Source organism: Sphingopyxis sp. CR5 (assembly GCF_059693785.1).
Genome location: NZ_JCATIE010000019.1, coordinates 16,671 through 36,380, shown reverse-complemented (window position 1 = coordinate 36,380; position 19,710 = coordinate 16,671). Strand labels below are relative to the sequence as shown.

The 19,710-nt window shown below is 64.0% G+C and carries 16 protein-coding genes; 7 read left to right on the top strand and 9 right to left on the bottom strand.

All coding sequences use genetic code 11. From position 1 onward, the window contains the following. Positions 1-586 precede the first annotated feature (586 nt). From AC58D2_RS20060 to rtcA, 4 genes are read left to right on the top strand one after another with little or no spacing between them, the layout of a single operon-like run. Complete coding sequence (locus tag AC58D2_RS20060) at positions 587-1,813, top strand: RtcB family protein (RefSeq protein ID WP_497392799.1); 1,227 nt, start codon at positions 587-589, stop codon at positions 1,811-1,813. A 29-nt stretch (positions 1,814-1,842) separates the two neighbouring features. Then, positions 1,843-2,316 (top strand): hypothetical protein, encoded by a 474-nt coding sequence (locus AC58D2_RS20055; protein WP_497392797.1) that lies wholly within the window; start codon positions 1,843-1,845, stop codon positions 2,314-2,316. 7 nt (positions 2,317-2,323) lie between these two features. Next, positions 2,324-3,109, top strand: a complete 786-nt coding sequence (locus AC58D2_RS20050) for a nucleotidyltransferase domain-containing protein (protein ID WP_497392796.1) — start codon at positions 2,324-2,326, stop codon at positions 3,107-3,109. Then, the gene (rtcA, locus tag AC58D2_RS20045; protein WP_497392795.1) at positions 3,109-4,224 is read left to right on the top strand and encodes an RNA 3'-terminal phosphate cyclase; all 1,116 of its coding nucleotides are present in this window, start codon (positions 3,109-3,111) and stop codon (positions 4,222-4,224) included. Before AC58D2_RS20050 ends, rtcA begins: the two co-directional genes overlap by 1 nt. Positions 4,225-4,514: 290 nt before the next feature. On the opposite strand, the gene AC58D2_RS20040 is transcribed toward rtcA, so the two are convergent. The 4 genes from AC58D2_RS20040 to AC58D2_RS20025 form a co-directional block, all read right to left on the bottom strand. Further along, the gene (locus AC58D2_RS20040) at positions 4,515-5,597 is read right to left on the bottom strand and encodes an NADH:flavin oxidoreductase (RefSeq protein ID WP_497392794.1); all 1,083 of its coding nucleotides are present in this window, start codon (positions 5,595-5,597) and stop codon (positions 4,515-4,517) included. 33 nt (positions 5,598-5,630) lie between these two features. Then, on the bottom strand, positions 5,631-7,253 hold the full coding sequence (locus tag AC58D2_RS20035; RefSeq protein ID WP_497392793.1) for a flavin-containing monooxygenase: 1,623 nt from the start codon (positions 7,251-7,253) through the stop codon (positions 5,631-5,633). 91 nt (positions 7,254-7,344) lie between these two features. Beyond that, positions 7,345-8,940, bottom strand: coding sequence for an AMP-binding protein (locus AC58D2_RS20030; protein ID WP_497392792.1), 1,596 nt, complete (start codon positions 8,938-8,940; stop codon positions 7,345-7,347). A gap of 14 nt (positions 8,941-8,954) precedes the next feature. Next, positions 8,955-9,719: an enoyl-CoA hydratase/isomerase family protein gene (locus AC58D2_RS20025; RefSeq protein WP_497392791.1), complete on the bottom strand. Its 765-nt coding sequence runs from the start codon at positions 9,717-9,719 to the stop codon at positions 8,955-8,957. A gap of 292 nt (positions 9,720-10,011) precedes the next feature. Here AC58D2_RS20025 and AC58D2_RS20020 point away from each other — a divergent pair, with 292 nt between their 5' ends. Then, positions 10,012-12,189, top strand: a complete 2,178-nt coding sequence (locus tag AC58D2_RS20020; RefSeq protein WP_497392790.1) for a TonB-dependent receptor — start codon at positions 10,012-10,014, stop codon at positions 12,187-12,189. Between the two features lie 59 nt (positions 12,190-12,248). Beyond that, positions 12,249-13,010, top strand: a complete 762-nt coding sequence (locus AC58D2_RS20015) for an SDR family NAD(P)-dependent oxidoreductase (protein ID WP_497392789.1) — start codon at positions 12,249-12,251, stop codon at positions 13,008-13,010. Between the two features lie 4 nt (positions 13,011-13,014). Here AC58D2_RS20015 and AC58D2_RS20010 read toward each other — a convergent pair whose 3' ends face one another. The 3 genes from AC58D2_RS20010 to AC58D2_RS20000 all read right to left on the bottom strand — a co-directional run bounded on the left by AC58D2_RS20010 (position 13,015) and on the right by AC58D2_RS20000 (position 15,827). Continuing rightward, the gene (locus AC58D2_RS20010) at positions 13,015-13,884 is read right to left on the bottom strand and encodes an SMP-30/gluconolactonase/LRE family protein (RefSeq protein WP_497392788.1); all 870 of its coding nucleotides are present in this window, start codon (positions 13,882-13,884) and stop codon (positions 13,015-13,017) included. A gap of 94 nt (positions 13,885-13,978) precedes the next feature. Continuing rightward, the gene (locus AC58D2_RS20005) at positions 13,979-14,782 is read right to left on the bottom strand and encodes an IclR family transcriptional regulator (RefSeq protein ID WP_497392787.1); all 804 of its coding nucleotides are present in this window, start codon (positions 14,780-14,782) and stop codon (positions 13,979-13,981) included. 160 nt (positions 14,783-14,942) lie between these two features. Beyond that, positions 14,943-15,827 carry an alpha/beta fold hydrolase gene (locus AC58D2_RS20000; protein ID WP_497392786.1) on the bottom strand — a complete coding sequence of 295 codons (885 nt, stop codon included), beginning with the start codon at positions 15,825-15,827 and terminating at the stop codon, positions 14,943-14,945. A 186-nt stretch (positions 15,828-16,013) separates the two neighbouring features. Here AC58D2_RS20000 and AC58D2_RS19995 point away from each other — a divergent pair, with 186 nt between their 5' ends. Further along, entirely contained in the window at positions 16,014-17,345 is a 1,332-nt protein-coding gene (locus tag AC58D2_RS19995; RefSeq protein WP_497392785.1) for a spinster family MFS transporter, read from the top strand. Positions 17,346-17,365: 20 nt separating this feature from the next. Here the strand turns inward: AC58D2_RS19995 and AC58D2_RS19990 are convergent, their stop codons facing one another. Further along, a complete protein-coding gene (locus AC58D2_RS19990) occupies positions 17,366-18,478 on the bottom strand; it encodes an acyl-CoA dehydrogenase family protein (RefSeq protein WP_497392784.1) in 1,113 nt (370 codons plus the stop codon). Between the two features lie 12 nt (positions 18,479-18,490). Beyond that, on the bottom strand, positions 18,491-19,672 hold the full coding sequence (locus AC58D2_RS19985) for an acyl-CoA dehydrogenase family protein (RefSeq protein WP_497392783.1): 1,182 nt from the start codon (positions 19,670-19,672) through the stop codon (positions 18,491-18,493). Positions 19,673-19,710: the final 38 nt, after the last annotated feature.

Sequence of the window (19,710 nt, the reverse complement as noted above, 5' to 3'; positions counted from 1 at the left end):
TCAGTGGTAGAGCAGGAACGTCTTTCCAACCCCTCGTCGCCGTGACGCTTCGAGTTTTTGCAGAATTGCAGCGGATGCCGGTGGGACTACATCCCTCAACAAGGTCCGACGAGTAAAGCGCCCAGATTCTTGAAGGTCTCTGGGAGATGCGGGTTCGAAGCCCGCCGCTGGAACGTAGCTTAAGGACCGCCGTCTCACCAACTCTCGCCGCTGCGAGACTGTCAAACGCCGGCGGATGCCGGGCGGGACTACATCCTGTCACGATGGCCTTTTAGGCAGTCTCGTCCTTTTCCTTGCCGCCGGCGCCCACTTCATGCTGGCAAATGCCGGTGGGACTACATCGGTCAGGCCGAAAGGCCCGCGGTTCGACTCCGCGCCGGAGAAATCCGGATGTCTCGCCACAAACTCGTTGCCAGCAACCCAAACACGTCGGCGAATGCCGGCGGGACTACAGGGTTAGAGCGTCCGCTTCACCGCGGAAGGACGGCGGTTCAAATCCGCCCCCGGCGTGCCGGAGTAGCTCAGAAAAAATGTCTCGCCACGCCTCGTCGCCGGCACCATGAAGATGAAGAGAAGGAGGTCAGCGATGACCGAGACGACTTACGAAGTGCTGAATGTCGAGGGCGGACGCCCGGTCAAGATGTGGACGCGCGGCGTACCCGTCGAGGACATGGCGCGCGAACAGCTCACCAAGGCGGCGAAAATGCCGTTCGTGTTCAAACATGTCGCCGCGATGCCCGACGTCCATGTCGGCATCGGCGCCACCGTCGGATCGGTGATCCCGACGAAAGGCGCGGTAATCCCGGCCGCCGTCGGCGTCGACATTGGCTGCGGGATGATGGCGGCGCGCACGACGCTGATGGCGCATGATCTGCCCGACAATCTGGAGGGCATCCGCAGCGCGATCGAGGCGGCGGTTCCGCACGGCCGCTCGGTCGGGCGCTCGAAGCGTGACAGAGGCTCGTGGGGCGATCCGCCGGCGGCAATTGTAGACGCTTGGGCGACGCTCGCCGAACGGTTTGGGCATATCGTCGCCAAGCATCCGCGGCTGAAGAACACCAACAACCTTACCCATCTGGGGACGCTCGGAACGGGCAACCACTTCATCGAGCTCTGCCTCGACCAAGATGCGCGGGTGTGGGTGATGCTGCATTCGGGGTCGCGCGGCGTCGGCAATGCGATCGGCACCTACTTCATCGAGCTGGCCAAGAAGGACATGCGCAAATGGTTCATCAACCTGCCCGATGAGGACCTCGCCTATTTCCCGGAAGGAACCGACCATTTCGACGATTATGTCGAGGCGGTCGGCTGGGCGCAGGACTTCGCGGCACTGAACCGGCGCATGATGATGGCGAACGTCATTGCGGCGCTGCGCCGCCAGATAGCCAAGCCTTTCGAGGCCGAGGCCGAAGCGGTGAACTGCCATCACAATTATGTGACGCGCGAGAATCACTTCGGTGAGAATGTGCTCGTCACCCGCAAGGGCGCGGTGCGCGCGGCGAAGGGCACGATGGGGATCATCCCGGGCTCGATGGGCGCGAAATCGTTCATCGTGCGTGGGCTCGGAAACCCGGAATCGTTCGACAGCTGCAGCCATGGCGCGGGCCGCGTCATGAGCCGGACCGCGGCGAAAAAGCTCGTCACGCTCGACGAGCATATCGCCGACACTGCGGGCGTCGAATGCCGCAAGGACGAAGGCGTCATCGACGAAACGCCGAAGGCCTACAAGCCGATCGAGGCGGTGATGGCGGCGCAGGCCGACCTCGTCGAGATCGTCCATACGTTGAAACAGGTGGTGTGCGTGAAGGGGTGACCCTTCACGCCGCCATCGGGGGGGCTCTGATGCGCGATTGGGTGGCCGAGTGGCGACAGGGCGGCGAGATCTTCGTCTGGCGCTATCCGAAGAATAGCAGGCATGCAGGCGAATGGCACTTTTCCGGAGATCCGGCCGGGTGCCGTTCGATCCGCAACCTTATCGATCGGATGGCGGGCGGCGAAGCCTGTCATCGGACGATGAAGCTTGGGCAGTTGACGCCGTCCATCTCCGAGGTTCCGAACTTTGGCGAACCCAAGGCGGATAGCTTTGTATCGATGCGGGTCGTTTTCGAACCCGATGCTGGCGACCTGACTATGGAGGAGGAGGGTGACCGGCTGATTTTGACCGTCGGCAACAAGCGGATTCGTGCATTGCGTGCCGCCTTTACCGAAGTGGAGGTTGGAATAGGCGATTTCGGCATAGCGACCTCGGACGATCGCAAGGCAAAAGGTTGGTGGTTCTGGTGGATGCCTTGGTCCACGGGATTTTATGGACAGTAGATGGAAGATGACGAGCATTGGACTCGCCGTTCGGCATGAGATCGAAAACCGCCTCGCCGCCATCGAGGCGGACGATGGCGTGCGCCTATTGCTCGCGATTGAATCGGGGTCCCGGGCGTGGGGCTTCCCGTCGCCCGACAGCGACTATGATGTGCGCTTCCTCTACGTGCGGCCGCGTCGCGACTATCTGGCGCTGAGCCAGGTACGCGATGTGATCGAGCGGCCGATCGTCGACGAGATCGACCTCAACGGGTGGGACATCCGCAAGGCGCTGGGACTAATGTTGCGCAACAATTCGGTTCTATCCGAATGGGTCGAATCGCCGATTCATTATCGCAACGCGCATCCGGTGATCGCGCGGATGGCCGACCTCATCGACCGCCATTTCGATCCCAACGGCTTTGCGCTGCACTATGCGAAGCTTGGGCGGACCTCGGTCGCACGCTGGCTACAGGATGAGAGCGAGGTTGCGGTGAAGCGCTATTTCTATGCGCTGCGCCCGGCTCTGGCGATCCGCGTGTTGCGGCGAGACCCGTCGCGCCGGCCGCCGATGCAGCTGCAGCGGTTGATGGCCGAAGCCGACCTGTCGCCGTCGGCCACCGAGGAGATCGAGCGCCTGGTGGCGATGAAGGCGGCCACGCGGGAGGCGGGACCGATCGCGCGCGTGCCCGAAATCGACGCATTGATCGCCGACGAACTGGTGCGTGCCGGCGAAGTGCCCGCGCGTCCGCCGAGCGAAGCGTTCGCAGCCGAGGCGAACGCGCTGTTTCTGGATTTGGTGGAAGAAGAATAATGATCACCATCGACGGCTCCGAAGGCGAAGGCGGAGGACAGGTGCTGCGCTATGCTTGCGCGCTGTCGCTTCTCACTGGCGAGCCCTTCACAATTGAGAATATTCGCGGCGGGCGCGAGAAGCCGGGGCTGATGCGTCAGCATGTGACCGCGATTGAAGCTGCCTGCGTAATCGGCAACGCCGAATGCTCGGGGCTTGCGGTGGGGTCGACCAGCGTCAGCTTTCGGCCTGGCGCCGTAACACCCGGCGACTATCACTTTGCCGTCGGCACGGCGGGCAGCACGGGTCTCGTGCTTCAGACAGTCATGGTGCCGCTGATGCTCGCTAATGCGCCCTCTCGCCTTGTGATCGAGGGCGGTACTCATGCCCTGGCGGCGCCTCCGTTCGATTTTATCGAGCGAACGCTTCTACCTGTCATCAATCGCATGGGTCCGACCATTACGGCAAAGCTGGTTCGGCACGGCTTCTTCCCGCGTGGCGGCGGCCGCATCGAAATAGACATCGAACCGGCCCCGCTTCGCGCGATCACTTGCGTCGAGCGCGGCGTCGCCGGACCAGTGCAAGCGACCGCGATCGTCGCGGGCATCCCGTTTGACGTCGCTGATCGTGAGCTCAAAGCGGCCCAGAAGGTGCTCCTGGAATGGCCTGCGGAGGCCTTCGTGACGCGGCAGCTCCCTGCTGATCAGGGGCCGGGCAACGCGCTCCTGCTTGAGGCTAGCTTTGAGCATGTAACGGAATTGATGTCAGGGTTTGGCAAGCTCGGTGTTCCCGCCGAACGTCTTGCGAAGACGGCGGCGAAGCGCATGGCAGGCTATCTCGCGTCAGGCGCTTTCGCTGGTCCCTATTTGCAAGATCAGCTCCTGCTGCCGATGGCCTTGGCCCGTGGCGGCGCGTTCACGACGGTCAAGATTAGCGAGCACACGNCTTTCGCTGGTCCCTATTTGCAAGATCAGCTCCTGCTGCCGATGGCCTTGGCCCGTGGCGGCGCGTTCACGACGGTCAAGATTAGCGAGCACACGCGAACGGCCGCCAGTCTGATCGAACGCTTCCTTGGGGTAGGTTTCAAGGTAACCGAGCGCGAGGACGGCGCTAACGTGGTGGAGGTCGCCCGTTAGGGCGACCTCCACTCCTTGGGGCTCGTTCGCAGCCGATCGGACCTGGGCCTCGATTGGCATGGGTTCGGTCTGGCCTCATCGAAATGAAAGCGCAACGGTGGCCGTTTGCGGACTGTCGCCTTTTGGAAACAGAATGCGCTATAGCTGCCGTATAACCCAGGCGCGTGCCAAGGACAAATGGAGCAATAGTATCTAACTCGGCAATGAGCTGTTGAACGTGCAATAGCCATCATCGAAAATGACATCGCGCCCACGCAGGTTGGCGGATCAGTATATGTACCCGCGACTACTCACCTTGTATCGACGAATCCCGGCCAGCGGCGCATATAATGGATGAAGGTGTCGCTTAGCCCTTCATTGCGCAGGTGCTGCACCGACACCGGCAGCGCGGGCGAACGATAGGTAGGATCGCGGCGCACGCGTTCGGGGAAGTCGTGGCGCAATATGGCGGCACGGCCGATAACGGCGAAATCGCATCCGGCATCCAGCACCCATGCTGCATCCTCCGCATCCATCACCTTGCCCGCGGCGCCCAGACGGACATTGCCGCGCGGCAGATCGGTGAAAAAGCTTATCAGCGGGCGGCCCTTGAAACTTTCCTCCTCGGGTTCCTTGCGGACATCCCACAGCGACATGTCGAGGAAGTCGATCTTGTCCTGCCGCAACACTTCGGCCGCCACATCGCGGATTTCGTCCAGCTCCAGCCCGAAACGCTCAGGCGAAAGCCGTAGGCCAAGCTGAAAGTCGGGGTCCGTGACGGCGCGAATGCCGTCGATGATCTCGAAGATGATGCGCGCGCGATTTTCGAGATTGCCTCCATAACGGTCCGTCCGCCGGTTGCTCGCCGCCGACAGGAATTCGGCGAGGATATAGCCGTGTGCACCGTGAATCTCGACGCCATCGAAGCCCGCCTGCTCGGCGCGGCGTGCACCCGCGACGAAATCGTCGCGCAGCGCTTCCACTTCGCCCTGGGACAGGGCGCGGACATTGCGTTCGGGCACTTCCGACGGCGCCACCGGGGCGCCGATGAGCTCGGGCTCGGCGCGGCTGCCGGCATGGTGAAGCTGGAGCGACGAGAGGGAGCCGCGCGCCCTGAGCCCGTTCGCGAGCGCCGTCAGGCCTTCGAGATGATCGTCGGCAAAGACGCCGAGTTGTCCGGTGAAGCCCTGGCCCACCGGCTGGACGTGTGCGGCGGCGGTCATCGTCAGCGCAAAGCCCCCGGCCGCGCGCATCTCCAGCCAATTGCGCTCGGCATCCGACAGGGTGCCGTCGGGGTGGCTCTGCCGGTTGGTAAGCGGCGCAAGCATCAGCCGATTCTTCATCGGCTCGCCGCGGGCGAGAGGCAGTGGCTCGAACAGCCTATCGGACGACATATCGCTCACTCCCGATCAGAACGCGCGCCGGACCTATCGTAGCGTGAAGCCGCGATAGCCATCCGCCGCTGCGTCGGAACAGATTTCGCGATAGCGGCCAAGTCCGCCGATGTAGACCGGAAATGTCCGCGGCTTGCCCGGCACATTGGCGCCGGTATACCAGGTGTTCGCGGTCGGATAGAGCGACAGCGAGCCCAGCGTCGTAACCTTCTCCATCCAGCGATCCTCGGCGTCTGCATTCGCCTCGATCGAGCGCAGGCCGGTGCTGCGCATATGCTCAATACAGTCGCAGACCCAATCGACATTCTGCTCGTTCAGCAAGATGAAATTGGCGAGCGCCGACGGGCCGTTCGGGCCCGCGATGACGAACAGGTTCGGGAAACCCTCGATCATCAGGCCGAGGTGCGAGCGACCGCCATCGGCCCATTTGTCCTTGAGCTTGCGCCCGTCGCGGCCCTCGATATCGATCGACAGCATCGCGCCGGTCAGCGCGTCATAACCGATCGCGGCGATGATGATATCGACCTCGACCTCGCCCTCGGCGGTGCGGATGCCCTTTTCGGTGATCTCGACGATCGGATGCTCGAGGCAATCCTTCAGCGTCACATTGTCCCGGTTATAGGCTTCATAATAGCCGGTATCGAGGCACGGACGGCGCGCAAAGATCGGATAGCCACGCGGGGTCAGCCGGCGCGCGGTGTCGGGATCGTTCACCACCTCGGCAATCTTGCCGCGCACGAACTCCGCGACGACCTCGTTCGCATCGCGATTGGTGAGGAGGTCGGAGAAGAGGCCGAGGAAGGACAGGCCGCTGTGCGCCCAAGCGTCTTCCATCAGCTTCTGGCACTCTGCGGGCGTCACGCTGAACACCGGGCGGTGGGTGATCGGGCGGACGCCGCCGGTCAGCGAGTGGCGCGCCGCGGCACGCAGCCCGGGATAATGCGCCTTGATATGCGCGACATATTCTTCGTCGAGCTTGCGGTTGCGCATCGGCAGCGTGAAACTCGGCGTGCGCTGATAGACGTAAAGATGCTCGGCCTGCTCGGCGACGACAGGAACGATCTGGATGCCCGACGAGCCGGTGCCGATCACCGCGACGCGCTTGCCCTTGAGATCGACGTCATGGTGCGGCCATTTGCCCGAGAGATAGAGCTCGCCTTTGAACTTGTCGGCACCCGGAATATCGAGCTGCTTCGGTACCGACAGTGGCCCCGTTGCCATCAGGCAATAACGCGCCTCATAGACCTCGCCGCGATCGGTCTCGATCTGCCACAGCGCCGCCTCTTCGTCATAATGGACCGCGGTCGCGCGCGTTTCGAAGCTGATGTCGCGTTTCAGGTCGAGCTTGTCGGCGACGAAGCGCGCATAGGACAGGATTTCGGGTTGCGCCGCAAATTGCTCGCTCCACGTCCACTCCTGCTGGATCTCGTCGGAGAAGGAATAGCTGTAATCGATGCTCATCACGTCGCAGCGCGCACCGGGGTAGCGGTTCCAGTACCAGGTGCCTCCGACATCGTCGCCGGCCTCGATCAGATGGGCGTCGAGCCCCATGCCGCGTGTGCGGTGCAAGGCATACATGCCGCCGAAGCCGGCGCCGATAATAAGCGCGTCGAGGCGGCGGGGAGACGTGTCGCGGGTGGGATTGGCCTGTTGCATCGGAAGTCCTTGGGAGAAGCGGTAAGTCGGTCGTCGGGCGGTGAAGTCTCCGGCCCGCACGTCCGCCCCGGACGCAGCAGGCCGGAGACGATCAGCCAGTGGACATCCGGGCTGAAATTTCGGTGCGCGCGAGATCCATCCCGCTGCGATAGTCGCTCTTGCCGCTCGCATGGCGCGGCAGGACCGCAACGCGAATGATCGTGCGCGGCTGCTTGTAGGCGGCAAGGTCGCGCGAGAGCGCCGCGCGAAGCGCCTGATCGTCGGGACTGTCGCCTGCCTCGATCAGCGCGGTGACGGCGCTGCCCCACTTGGGATCGGGCAGGCCGAACACCATCGCATCGGCGACGCCGTCGATGCGCTTCAGCGCCTCCTCGACCTCTTCGACGAAGACCTTTTCGCCGCCGGTGTTGATGCACATGCTGCCACGACCAAGCAGGCGGAAGCGCCCGTCGGGCAGGCGCTCGGCCATGTCGCCCGGAACCGCATAGGCCTGCCCCTCGATGGTGCGATAGACGCTTGCGGTCTTTTCAGGATCGCCGTGATAGCCGGCGCCGAACGGCGGTCGGCGTGCGAGCCAACCCGAACCGACTTCGTCGTCGGCGAGTACGCGGCCCGTCTCCTGGTCGATGATCACCGTCTGCGGACCCGGTTCGAACAGCCCAGTTGGCGTGGCGCGATCCTTGTTGGTAATCGCATAGCCGAAGCCCGAGGCTTCGGACGCGCCCAGAATGTCGAGCAGCGTGAGTTGGGGCAGCGCCTCAAGCAGCGCCGCTTTCACCTGTTCGGACCACATCAGCCCCGCCGACGAGATCAGCCGCAGCGCGCTCAGATCCCAGCGCCCCGGATTGGCGAGCAGCGTATCCGCCATCGGGCGCGCAAAGGCGTCGCCGACGATCAGGATGCGGGTGACGCCCTGCCGCTCGGCCTCGCTCCACAATTCCTCTGCACTGAAGCGGTCCGACGGCAGCAGCACCGCGGTACCGCCGACGAGCAATTCGGCAAGCGAACTGTTGAGCCCTGCGCCGTGCATCAACGGACAGGCCGGCATGACGCGGCCGGCTGCGCCTTTCAGCACCTGCGCGATATGGTCGTCCATACTCGCCGGCGTCGATACCGCGACGGGCGATTCGAGCTGCGAGCGCCGCGCGTCAGCCGAACGCCACATCACGCCTTTCGGACGTCCGGTGGTGCCGCCGGTATAGAGGAGGTACCCATCGTCGGGCGACCGCACGATCCCCAGCGGCGACGCATCACCCTCCGACACGATGCCATCATAAGCACCGTCACCGCCGATCTGCACGGCATAGGTCAGATGGTCGATAGGACCGCCGATCAGCGGCGCGACGACCGGACCGAACTCGTCCTGATAGAAAAGCCCTGCCGCTTGACAGTCGCGCAGCACATATTCGATCTCGGACGTCGTGTAGCGGTAGTTCAGATTGACGTGCGTCAGCCGCGCCTTGAACGCGGCGGCAGCAATCTCGATGAATTCGGGGATGTTGCGCGCGAGGATCGCGATGCGCGCGCCGACGGGCAGACCGGCCGCCAGCATCGCGCGCGCCAACCGGTTCGAGCGTGCGTCGAAATCGACCCAGTTGGTAACATGATCCCCGCGAATGATCGCGGGCCGATCGCCCGGCACATGCGCCGCGGTCGCGTCCAGCAGGTCGCCAAAATTCCAGTCCATGACGCCCGCTCCGGTCAGCAGCCGCGGAACACAGGCGCGCGCTTTTCGACAAAGGCCGCCACCGCTTCCTGCGCATCATGAGACGTCGACAGCTTCGCCGTGTTACCTTGTTCGTAGATATAGCCGTCGCGCAGCGTCATATTCTCGATCGTGCGCATGCTGTCCTTGGCATAGCATGTCGCGAGCGGGCTCTTCGACGCGATCACCGCCGCCATCTCCATGCAATAGGGCAGAAGTTCGTCGGCTGGCAGGCAGGCCTCGATGATGCCGCGGCGGTACATTTCGGACGCGGGCGCGCGATAGCCGGTGAGCATCATCCGCCGCGTCAGCGAGTGCGGGACGATGCGCGACGTATGCTTGCCGCCGCCCATCAGGCCGACGTCGATTTCGGGCAGGCCGAAGACGGCGTTTTCGGACGCCACGATGATGTCGCAGCTCGCGGCAAGGCCGAAGCCGGCGCCAAGTGCGGGGCCATTGACGGCGGCGATGACGGGTTTGGCGCAATCGGCGATCGAATAGGCAACTTCACGGACGACGCGGTTGCGGTTCCAGCGCGTTCCGGGGATCGAGAGGTCAGGCCGATTTTTCAGATCGGCGCCGGCGCTGAAGCATTTGCCTGCTCCGGTGAGCACGGCGACGCGGACATCGTCGCGGTCGTTGAAGCTGTCGAAGACGTCGGTGAGTTCCTGGAGCATGTCCAGCGCGGCGGCGTTGACCGGCGCGTTATCAAGCGTAACGAGCGCGACATGGTTTTCGATTTCGGTGCGAATGCTACCCATTGATTTGTCTCCCATTTGCCGGGAGTCTTTGCATCGCGGCGGCGGGATAGCGGTGCGAAAGCCGCGAGACATGCCGAAAATCTCATTCTGGATTGATCGCCCCTGCACGGAATCGCGCTTGTGATTATCGGCGCCCAACCCGCCGCGCACATTGCCCTTGCCGCCGCAAAGAAAGAACGGGGGCCGACCGCTCTTCAAGGGGCGGCGATATGATTTAAAGCCAGCGCACCCCCTTCGAGGCGAACCGCCACCGAAAGGAAGAACGGAAGCGCGATTCACCAGGGAGTGGACAATGAACACACACAGCAAGCGTCTTTTGACGGGGGTCGGCTTCGCCGCCATGATGATCGCTGCGCCCGCATTCGCGCAGGATGAAACCGCGCGGGACGACAGCGCGCAGGAAGAAGCGCAGTCCGGCAGCAGCGGCCTTGGCGACATTGTCGTGACCGCGACCAAGCGCGGATCGGCCCAGAACGTCCAGGACGTGCCGATCGCGATCACCGCTTTCGGTTCGAACGAACTCGACAGCATCCACGCGCGCTCTATCTCGAGCGTCAGCTATGCGGTTCCGAACGCTTCGCTCGAAAGCGTTGGCACGACGCCCGGCTATGCGAACTTCTCGATCCGCGGCCTCGGGATCAACAGCTCGATCCCCTCGATCGACCCCACCGTCGGCGTGTTCGTCGACGGCGTCTATCTGGGCGTCAGCGCGGGCGTTCTGTTCGACACCTTCGACCTTGAAGGCGTCGAAATCCTCCGCGGCCCGCAGGGGCTGCTGTTTGGTCGCAACGTCACCGGCGGCGCTGTGCTGTTGCGCACCACCACCCCGTCGAACCGCTTCCGCCTTGACGCGAAGGCGGGACTATCGACCGGCCTGGAAAAGCGGGCGAGCATCTCGGTGTCGGGTCCGATCGCCGGCGATGTGCTGAGCGGCAAGGTGGCGGTCTATTACAACGACGACGATGGCTGGTTCAAAAACGACTTCGACGGCAAGAAGATCGGCGGCAGCAAAACCCTGATCATGCGCTCGGCGTTGCGCCTGCAGCCCAACGATAGCTTCGATCTCGTCCTGCGCTACGAACATGGCCGGATTCGCGGCGACGGCCCGGCGGTGACCAATCATGGACTTTATCCGCGCGACAGCTTCCGCGTGAACCAGAATTATGCCGGTTTCGTGAAAACCGACTGGGATCAGGGCATCGCCGAGCTGAACATCGACACAGCCTTTGGGGACGGCAAGATCACCAACATCGCCGCCGTGCGCGCGCTGTCCAACGACTCGGCCGCCGATGTCGACGGCTCGCCGGCGACGAACCTGCACTCGCGCAACAACATCCACCAGTGGCAGTTCAGCAACGAGCTGCGCTACGCGGGCACCTTCGGGGCCTTCGATGTCACGACCGGCCTCTTCTACTTCAATCAGGACATCAACTATGCCGAACAGCGCCTGCTGTCGGGCGGCGCGCTGACCGTTTCCGGGGGCGGACGCCAGAAGCAGCGCACCGGCGGCATCTTCGCCACCGTCGACTGGCGCGTCACTGAACAGCTGACTTTCAGCGTCGGCGCACGCTATTCGGCCGAGGAAAAGGACGTCCAGGTTCGCTCGATCGGCGTCGGGGGCTGCAACCTCGACGTTCTGCGGTGCAGCTATGACTTCACCGACAAGGACAATTGGGACGGCTTTACGCCGCGCATCGGCGTCCAGTTCAAGCCGACCGAGGACACGTTGCTCTATGCCTCGTTCGCCAAGGGCTTCCGCAGCGGCGGCTACAACTTCCGCAATCTCAATCCCAATGTCGCGCCGGGTCCGTTCGACCAAGAAAAGCAGGACGCCTATGAAATCGGCCTCAAGCAGGACATTGGCGGTTTCGCACGCGCCAACCTCGCCGGCTTCTACAGTCGCATCAACGGCACCCAGCGCGAATTCCAGGCGCCGTTCGCACCTTTCGGCAATTTCCAGATCATCACCAACGCGGCCGACGTGTCGATCAAGGGGATCGAAGGCGAACTGCTCGTCAAGCCCGTCGCCGGCCTGACGATTGCCGGCCAGTTCGGCTACACCAAGGGCAAATATGAAAATATTCTGTTCGATCTCAACGCCGACGGCGTCATCAACGATGCCGATTATGCGCTGAAGCTGCCGCGCCTGTCTCCGTGGAGCTATGGCGGATCGATCACTTACGCCACCAGCCTTGGCGGCGATTTCGACGCGGAGGCCCGCGTCGGCGCGAACCACCGCGATGCCGCCTTCTATAATGACCAGAACACCGGCCTGCTGCGCGCGGCCACGATGGTCGATGCCAGCCTCGCGATCACGCACGGCCGGGTGAAGGTGTCAGTCTATGGCAATAATCTGCTCAACGAGGCGACCTTCGGTACCGAGGCGCCGCTGCCATTCTTCGCCGGGTCAACCTTCTCGCCCCTCAACAAGGGCCGCGTCTACGGCGTTGAAGTCGGATATAAATTCTAACCTCTCTCTCCCACTGGAGCCCGCCGAAAGCGGGCTCCATTTTTATGGGCTCTCTCAAAATGACAAAATCACTCGCAGGGCGCGTCGCGCTCGTCACCGGCGCGTCGCGCGGCCTCGGCCGCGACATCGCGCTCAAGCTCATCGCCAACGGTGCGTCGGTCGCATTGCTCGACCGCAAGGCGCATTGGGCCGAAGACCTTGTCCAGCAGATCGCGGCCAACGGCGGCAAGGCGATCGCGCTCGGCTGCGACGTGTCCGACGGCCCCGCGCTGCATGAAGCGTTCGATATTGCCGCGGCCGAACTCGGCGGCATCGACATCGTCGTCAACAATGCGATGTGGACCAAATACTCGCCGATCGAGGGCATCGACGCCGAAAGCCTTGACAAAATGCTCGGCGTCGGCATCGCAGGCATCATCTGGGGAACGAAGGCCGCGGCGAAACATATGCGCGCGCGCGGCAGCGGGTCGATCATCAACATCGCTTCGGTGTCCGCGCACCTGGGCCTCCCCAACGCGATGGCCTATTGCGGGGTCAAGGCAGCGGTCGAGGGCATGACGCGCTCATCGGCGATCGAACTCGCGCCATCGGCCATTCGCGTCAACGCCGTCGCACCATCGACGGTCGCGACCGAGGGCGTCCGCGCCATGCTCGACGATGCGACTTTCGAAGCACGCGTCGCGAGCACTCCGCTCGGCCGACTCGGTGAAACGTCGGATATCGCCGAGGCGGTCCTGTTCTTCGCCGACAACACCCGTTCGGGCTTCGTCACCGGTCAGTCGCTGCTGGTCGACGGCGGCATTTCGATAGCGCTTCGCTGATCCTCTAAATATAGATGCCTTCCGCGATTCCGGGGACGCCAAGTCCCCGGATCGCGGTAATCCGCCCGGCGTCGGGATGATCGGCGATCAACCGGTGCCCCGAATTCGCGATGCTCGTCAGATATAGCGTATCGAGATTTGGCCCGCCGAATGCCGGGCAGGACGGGTAAGGCAGCGGCACCGGAATCGATCGTAGCAGCGTGCCGTCGGGCGCGTAGCAGCCGACCGCCTGCGCCAACACCAAAGCCACCCATATCCGCCCCTCGGCATCGACGGTCGCGCCGTCGGCGCCCGATCCGCCATAGGCTTGGCAATCGGCGAGGTCGCGGCGCTTGCCAATCTTGCCGGTGGCTTGGTCATAGTCGTAACGACGCAGCTTCCCGTCGAGGCTGTCGGCGAAATAGAGGGCATCGCCGGCAGGCGAGAAACAGATCGCGTTGCCAATACCGATCCCGCTTTCAATCTGCTCGATCGCGCCGTCAGCATCGAGCCGAAACAGCGCCCCGGCCCCCACCGCATCGCCGGTTCGCATCGACGCCGCGAGAAAGCGTCCGGCGCGATCGGCCTTCCCATCGTTCAGCCGCGTTTCAGGTGCCATGCCGGGCCGCACAATCAGGGTGATGGAGCCTGTCGAGGCATCGAACCGATAAAATCCGTCGGCGAGCGCGATGATGAGGCCACCCGTCGCCAGGCCGATGCTGCCGATCGGCCGGCCCAGATCCCAGCTCACCTGATCCTGACCCTCGGCACCGCTCGCGTACAGGCGGCCTGCACTCGAATCCACCCACCAGAGCCGCGCGCTGCGATGATCCCACAGCGGGCTTTCGCCAAGGCCCGCAACGCCGGCATCCAGCAGATCGACTTCGATGGGCATGAAACACTCTCCTCTTTCGACCGAGGATAGGCGTCCGCGCGTCCGCACGCGCGGCCCACCGCGCAGGGCCGCCCCATTATTCCAAATGAAATGCTTATTCGGCGGCGATTTCCAGATCGTCCTCCTCACCCGGCACGTGCTGATCCTGCGGGAAGCGGTCGCGAAATTCCGCAATCGTGTCGCGCATGATTTCGACAAATTCGGCGCGGCGCGGCGACAGGCGCGCGGTCGTGCCGCCAATCCCGATGACAAGCGGAATGCCGTGGATACTCTCGCCGAGCGGCATCGCGATGGAGGCGATCCCGGGTACCGGATGCTCGGGCCAATAGACATAGCCGGTGTGACGTATCCAGCGGATCCGGCTCATCACATCCTCCAGCGTAATCCGCCGGTCGGGGTTAAGTTCGTAATAGTTGGAATAGCGGTAGATCTTGTCGATCTCGCGGTCGCGCATCCGGCTCATCAACGCCATGCCTGACGTCGCGTCGAGCATCAGCCGCATCTCGCCCGGATTGGGCGGGCGCTTATGCGGATGATCGGGCACCCGCATCATCACATATTGGATGAACAGATCGTTTTGCGTGACGAGAACGATCGTCTCGTCGGTCTTGCGATAAAGCTCGTCGATGAGCCAGCTGTAGCCGCTGCCGAAGGCGACATGGCCATAGAGCCAGCTGCCAAGCGAGGCGACCTGAAGCGTGGGCAAATAGGTGCGTGTGTTGCGATTGTAATTGAGGTAGCCCTCGATCACCATGCTCTTGAGCAGGTTCGTCGTACTCGACTGCGGATAGCCGAGCGCCGAGTAGATTTCGTTGAGGCGCAGCGGTGCGCGGCGGTCGCGGAACAGTTCGAGCACCTCGAAGGTGCGCGAGGCCGATTTGACGGGCTTTCTCTTCATCTCTCCATCCCAACACCAGCGGGCAAACACGCCTGAGCCGTCGGTTCGATCGCCGTCCTCAGACGGTCTCTGATGAACATATGATAACTTCAAAGGCCGCCAAGCGGCCAAAACCGCGGGTTTCGCGACTTATATCACATATGTGATTTCCGGGCGAGCCTCAGATCGATGTCCGAACAGCAGCGAAATGCCGTGCAATCCGCTCACCCCAGAGCCGCCGAAGCCGCGGCGGGCCGTCGTGCCCCATCGTCTCGTCGACTTCGATCAGAGCGCCCGGAATCGTTTCCGCCGTCTCGATCGCGCGTTCCAGGGGGATCACCTTGTCTTGGCGACCATGCAGGATCAGCGTCGGCACGCGCACCGCGCCGAGCGACGGGCGAAGATCGGGCACGGCAAGGCTTGCCGCGAAATGCCGTGCCGTGCCGCCGCGGTGGATTCCATGACGCCAGGCCGTACGAGCCTCCTCCGCGACACGTCCGGCGTCGAAATCCCCCGCCACCCCATTCACCTGCGCCACGCCAAGTTGGCGCGCGACATAGGCGTCCTCATCGGGAATATCTTCGGCCATCAACCGGTCGAGCGCAGCATCGGGCACCGCATCGGCCATCGACCGGCTCATCGCCATGACGAGCGCCAGACCGAGAACGCAGCCCGGATTCCGGATAGCAATCTGCTGCGCCACCAGTCCGCCGATCGACCGACCGACGAAATGCGCCGCCGCGATGCCCTCGGCGTCCAGCACCGCCAGCACGTCTGCCGCCATATCCGCGATTCCATAGGGCGGCGGGGTATTGCCCCGCCCCAGCGCAGCCGCCTTGATCGCATGCAGGTCGGGATGCGTATCGATCAGCGCCGTCGAACGCCCCGTATCGCGGCTGTCGATGCGGATCGGCACGAAACCCTCCGCGACGATCGGTGCGCAAAAGCCATAATCGAAATCGGTTGAGGGCCGCCCCGCACCCGCAAGCAGGATGACGGGCGGCCCGTCGCCCGCGGCCATACGCTCGTAGTGGATGCAGACCGAACCGTTCTTCGCAAACGCCATGAAGCGCCTCCTCGATCCAACCCTGTGCCTTTCCGGCAAACCATGCGCGAGGGCGGCCCGGAACGGGCGTGACAAATCAGCATGGGGATAATGGCGCATCGCGCCACCTCCCGCCCCGCCCGTTCGCGCGCAGTCCCTAATGTGCGGCGATGAACGACGGGCCCGACGCCCGCCATGGAGAGGCCTATGACCATCGAAACCGCGACCCAATCGACCGCCGAACCAGCGACGGCGCGCATGCCCTATGGCGCGCTCTTCCTGCTGATGATCGTCTACGCCTTCAACATGCTCGACCGGCAGATCGTGACGATCCTCGTCGAGCCGATGAAGGCCGACCTGCACCTTGCCGACTGGCAGATCGGGATGATCAGCGGCCTCGCCTTCGCGCTCTTCTATACGCTGCTCGGCATCCCGCTCGCGCGGGTCGCCGACCGCGGCAACCGCGTCGGGATGATCGCGATTGCGCTGTTCGTGTGGAGCGGCTTCACCGCCCTGTGCGGGCTCGCGCGCAACTTCACCGAACTGCTGCTGGCCCGCATTGGCGTCGGCGTCGGCGAGGCCGGCTGCACCCCCGCTGCGCACAGCCTGATCACCGATTATGTCGCGCGCGAACAACGCGGCCGCGCGCTCGCGCTCTACTCGCTCGGGGTACCGGTGGGTTCGCTCGCCGGCCTCGTCCTCGGCGGCATATTGCTCGCGACGCTGGGCTGGCGCGCCGCTTTCCTGATCGCCGGCATTCCCGGCATCCTGCTCGCCTCGATCGTCTGGTTCGCGCTCGACGAACCGCGCAAGCGGGCCATTACGACGCAGGCCACAGTTCCACATATGCCGCTGGGGCAGGTACTGGCAACGCTGCGCCGCCTGCCGAGTTTTTGGTTGATCTCCTTCGGCACCGCGATGGGGGCGTTCGGCTATTATGGGCAAGCCTCCTTCTTCGGCTCGCTCTACATGCGCACCCACGTCGAGGGGATCGGCGCAATGGCATCGAGTTGGGGCGTGCCGCCAACGGTCTTCCTCGGCCTCAGCCTCGGCCTGATCGTCGGGCTCGTCGGCATGGTCGGCACCTTCGTCGGCGGCCAACTCGCGGACCGCGCGGCGCGGCGCGGGATCAAGGGCTATACGCTCGTCCCATCGACCTCGCTCGTGATCGCGGCACCTCTGTTCGCCGGCGCCGCGCTTGCGCCGACGGTCACGCTGTCCTTCGTCTTCCTCGCCTGCGCGATCTTCGTCCACGCGCTCAACTACGGCTCGGTCTTCGCCTCGGTGCAGACGCTCGTCCCGGCACGGGTGCGCGCGATGGCGGCGGCGGTGCAACTGTTCGTGACCAACGCCATCGGCCTCGCCTTGGGGCCGCTGTTCGTCGGCATCGCGAGCGACTTGCTCGCGCCATCGCTGGGCAGCGAGCAGGGCTTGCGCGCCGCGATGGCGCTTGTCGCGCTGCCGCTCGCGGCCGGATCTTTGCTGTTCTGGCTGGCGGGGCGGCGGATCGAGGCAGACGAGGCTAAACAGGGCGCCTGAGGCGCCCTGCAAAACGCATCCTATCGGGTCAGTTCGGCGAACCGTGCCTTGTGATGATCGCGGTCACCATGCGCGAGATCGAGCATCATCTGTCGGCGGAGGTGATGACTAACGATCAGTTCCTCGCTGGTGCCGACCCCGCCGTGGAGTTGCACCGCCTGCTGCGCCACCGCGATGCCGCATTGGGCGATGCGGACCTTCGCCGCGGCGATCAGCGACGACGCATCGCCACCGCTGGCGAGCTGCGAGGCGGCGACCATCATCAACGCGCGGGCTTCCTCGCAGGCGACGCTCATGTCGACGACCTTGTGCTGAACGACCTGGAAGCTACCGATCGGCGCGCCGAACTGCTGACGAGTGCGGACATAGTCGAGCGTCGCGGCGACCGCCGCTTCCATCGAGCCCACGGCTTCGGCCATATGCGCGACAATCGCGCGCTCAAGCGCGGCCTCGATGCGGTCCGCAGCTTCGCCGATCGCACCGACCGGAATGGCGTCCACATCGACGAGGTCGAGGCTGCAATGGCGATGGCCGTCGACCGCGCGGAAACGCTGGATCGCCAGTCCCTCGGCGCCGCTCGGAACAAGGAATAGGCTGATGCCTGCTCGTTCGCTCGGAGCGCCCCCGGTGCGCGCGGAGACGAGATACCAGTCGGCATCGGCGCCATCCTCGACATGGGTCTTGGCGCCGGTCAGTTTGAACTTGTCATCAGTGGCGGACGCGCGCGCCGAAATCGCAGCGACGTCAAAATCGTCATTCTCGATGAGCGCCGCCGCAATGCGAACTTGCCCCGCACCGACCTGTTCGAGCAGCGCAGCGCAATGATCGCCTCCGCCCGCCATCAATGCGGGCGCCAGCACGCAATGGCTGACATAGGCTTCGGTCATCAGATGCCGTCCGATACCTTCCATGATTGCCATGATTTCGACCGGCCCGCCGCCAAGACCACCCTCTTCTTGGGCGATCGGCAACATCAACCAGCCGAGTTCGGCCATCTGCGCCCAGCGGCGCGCCGTCCCTTCGGGCCCTTCGGCGAGACGCTTCAGCCGGTCAGCGGCGTTCCATTCATCCTCGCCAAAGCGTTCCACGTTGTCGCGCAGCATCTGCTGCTCGTCGTTAAAGGCGAACTCCATGGCTAATCTCCCTCAAAGGCCGAGCGCGCGGCGCGCGATGATGTTGCGCTGGATCTCGCTCGACCCGCCGTAGATGGTGGTGACGCGCGCATAGAGCGCCCCCTTGAGCGCGAAGGGCATGTCGTCCGGCAATTCGCTTTCGTCGCCCAGCGCCGCGAAATGCTGCGCCTTGGGGCCGAGCGCCTCGACCCACAAGGCCGTTGCCTGCTGCGTCAGTTCGGACCAGCGGAGCTTGACCATCGAGCCGCGCGGGCCGGAATCGGCGCCCGCCGCGGCATCGGCCATCAGCCGCAGCACCATTGCCTGCACCGCCATCGCCTCGATCTCGACCTGCGCCAGCTTGGCCCTGAATTCGGGCTTGTCGATCAGGAGGCCGAAAGCGGTCCGCCGCCGTGTCGCCGCCTCGCGCACCGCGCGCAGCGTCTGGGGCAGGAACATCGCGGTCGCCGCGGCGACCATGCGCTCGCGGTCGAGCAGCACCTTGCCGTAGTTCCAGCCCATCCCTTCCTCGCCGACGATGTTGGTCGCGGGAACCCGAACCTCGTCGAGAAACACCTCGTTCGTATGATGCTTTTCGTCGAGCGTATGAATCGGACTGATCCGGATGCCCGGCGTGTCCATATCGACGAGGATCAGCGAAATACCCTGCTGGCGCCGGCCTTCGTTCGAGGTTCGCGCGAGGATGAACATGCGGTCGGCGACATGCGCATAGCTCGTCCACATCTTGTGGCCGTTGATGACATACTCGTCTCCGTCGCGGTCGGCGCGGGTGCGTAGTGCGGCAAGATCGGACCCCGCGCCGGGCTCCGAATATCCCTGACACCACCAATCCTCGCCGCTGATGATGCGCGGCAGATAATAATCCTTCTGCGCCTGACTGCCATAGGTGAAGATGATCGGACCGATCAGTTCCAGTCCCTGATGGAATTGCGCAGGCGCGTCAGCGGCCGAGGCTTCCAACCAGAATATGTGAAGCTGCTGCGGCGTCCAGCCGGTGCCGCCATATTCCTTGGGCCATGTCGGCGCCCCCCAGCCGCGATCGGCGAGCCGTCGCTGATAGGCGACGAGATTTTCGGGCGACAGGCGCAGGCCGGCGCGGACGGTCTTTTTCCAGTCCTCGGGAATGGAGTTCGCGAAAAAGTCGCGGACGTCCTGCTGAAACTCCCGGTCTTCGGGTGCCAGGTCCAGATTCATGATCGCATCTCCCATCAGTTACGGCGGGCTTAGTCGCA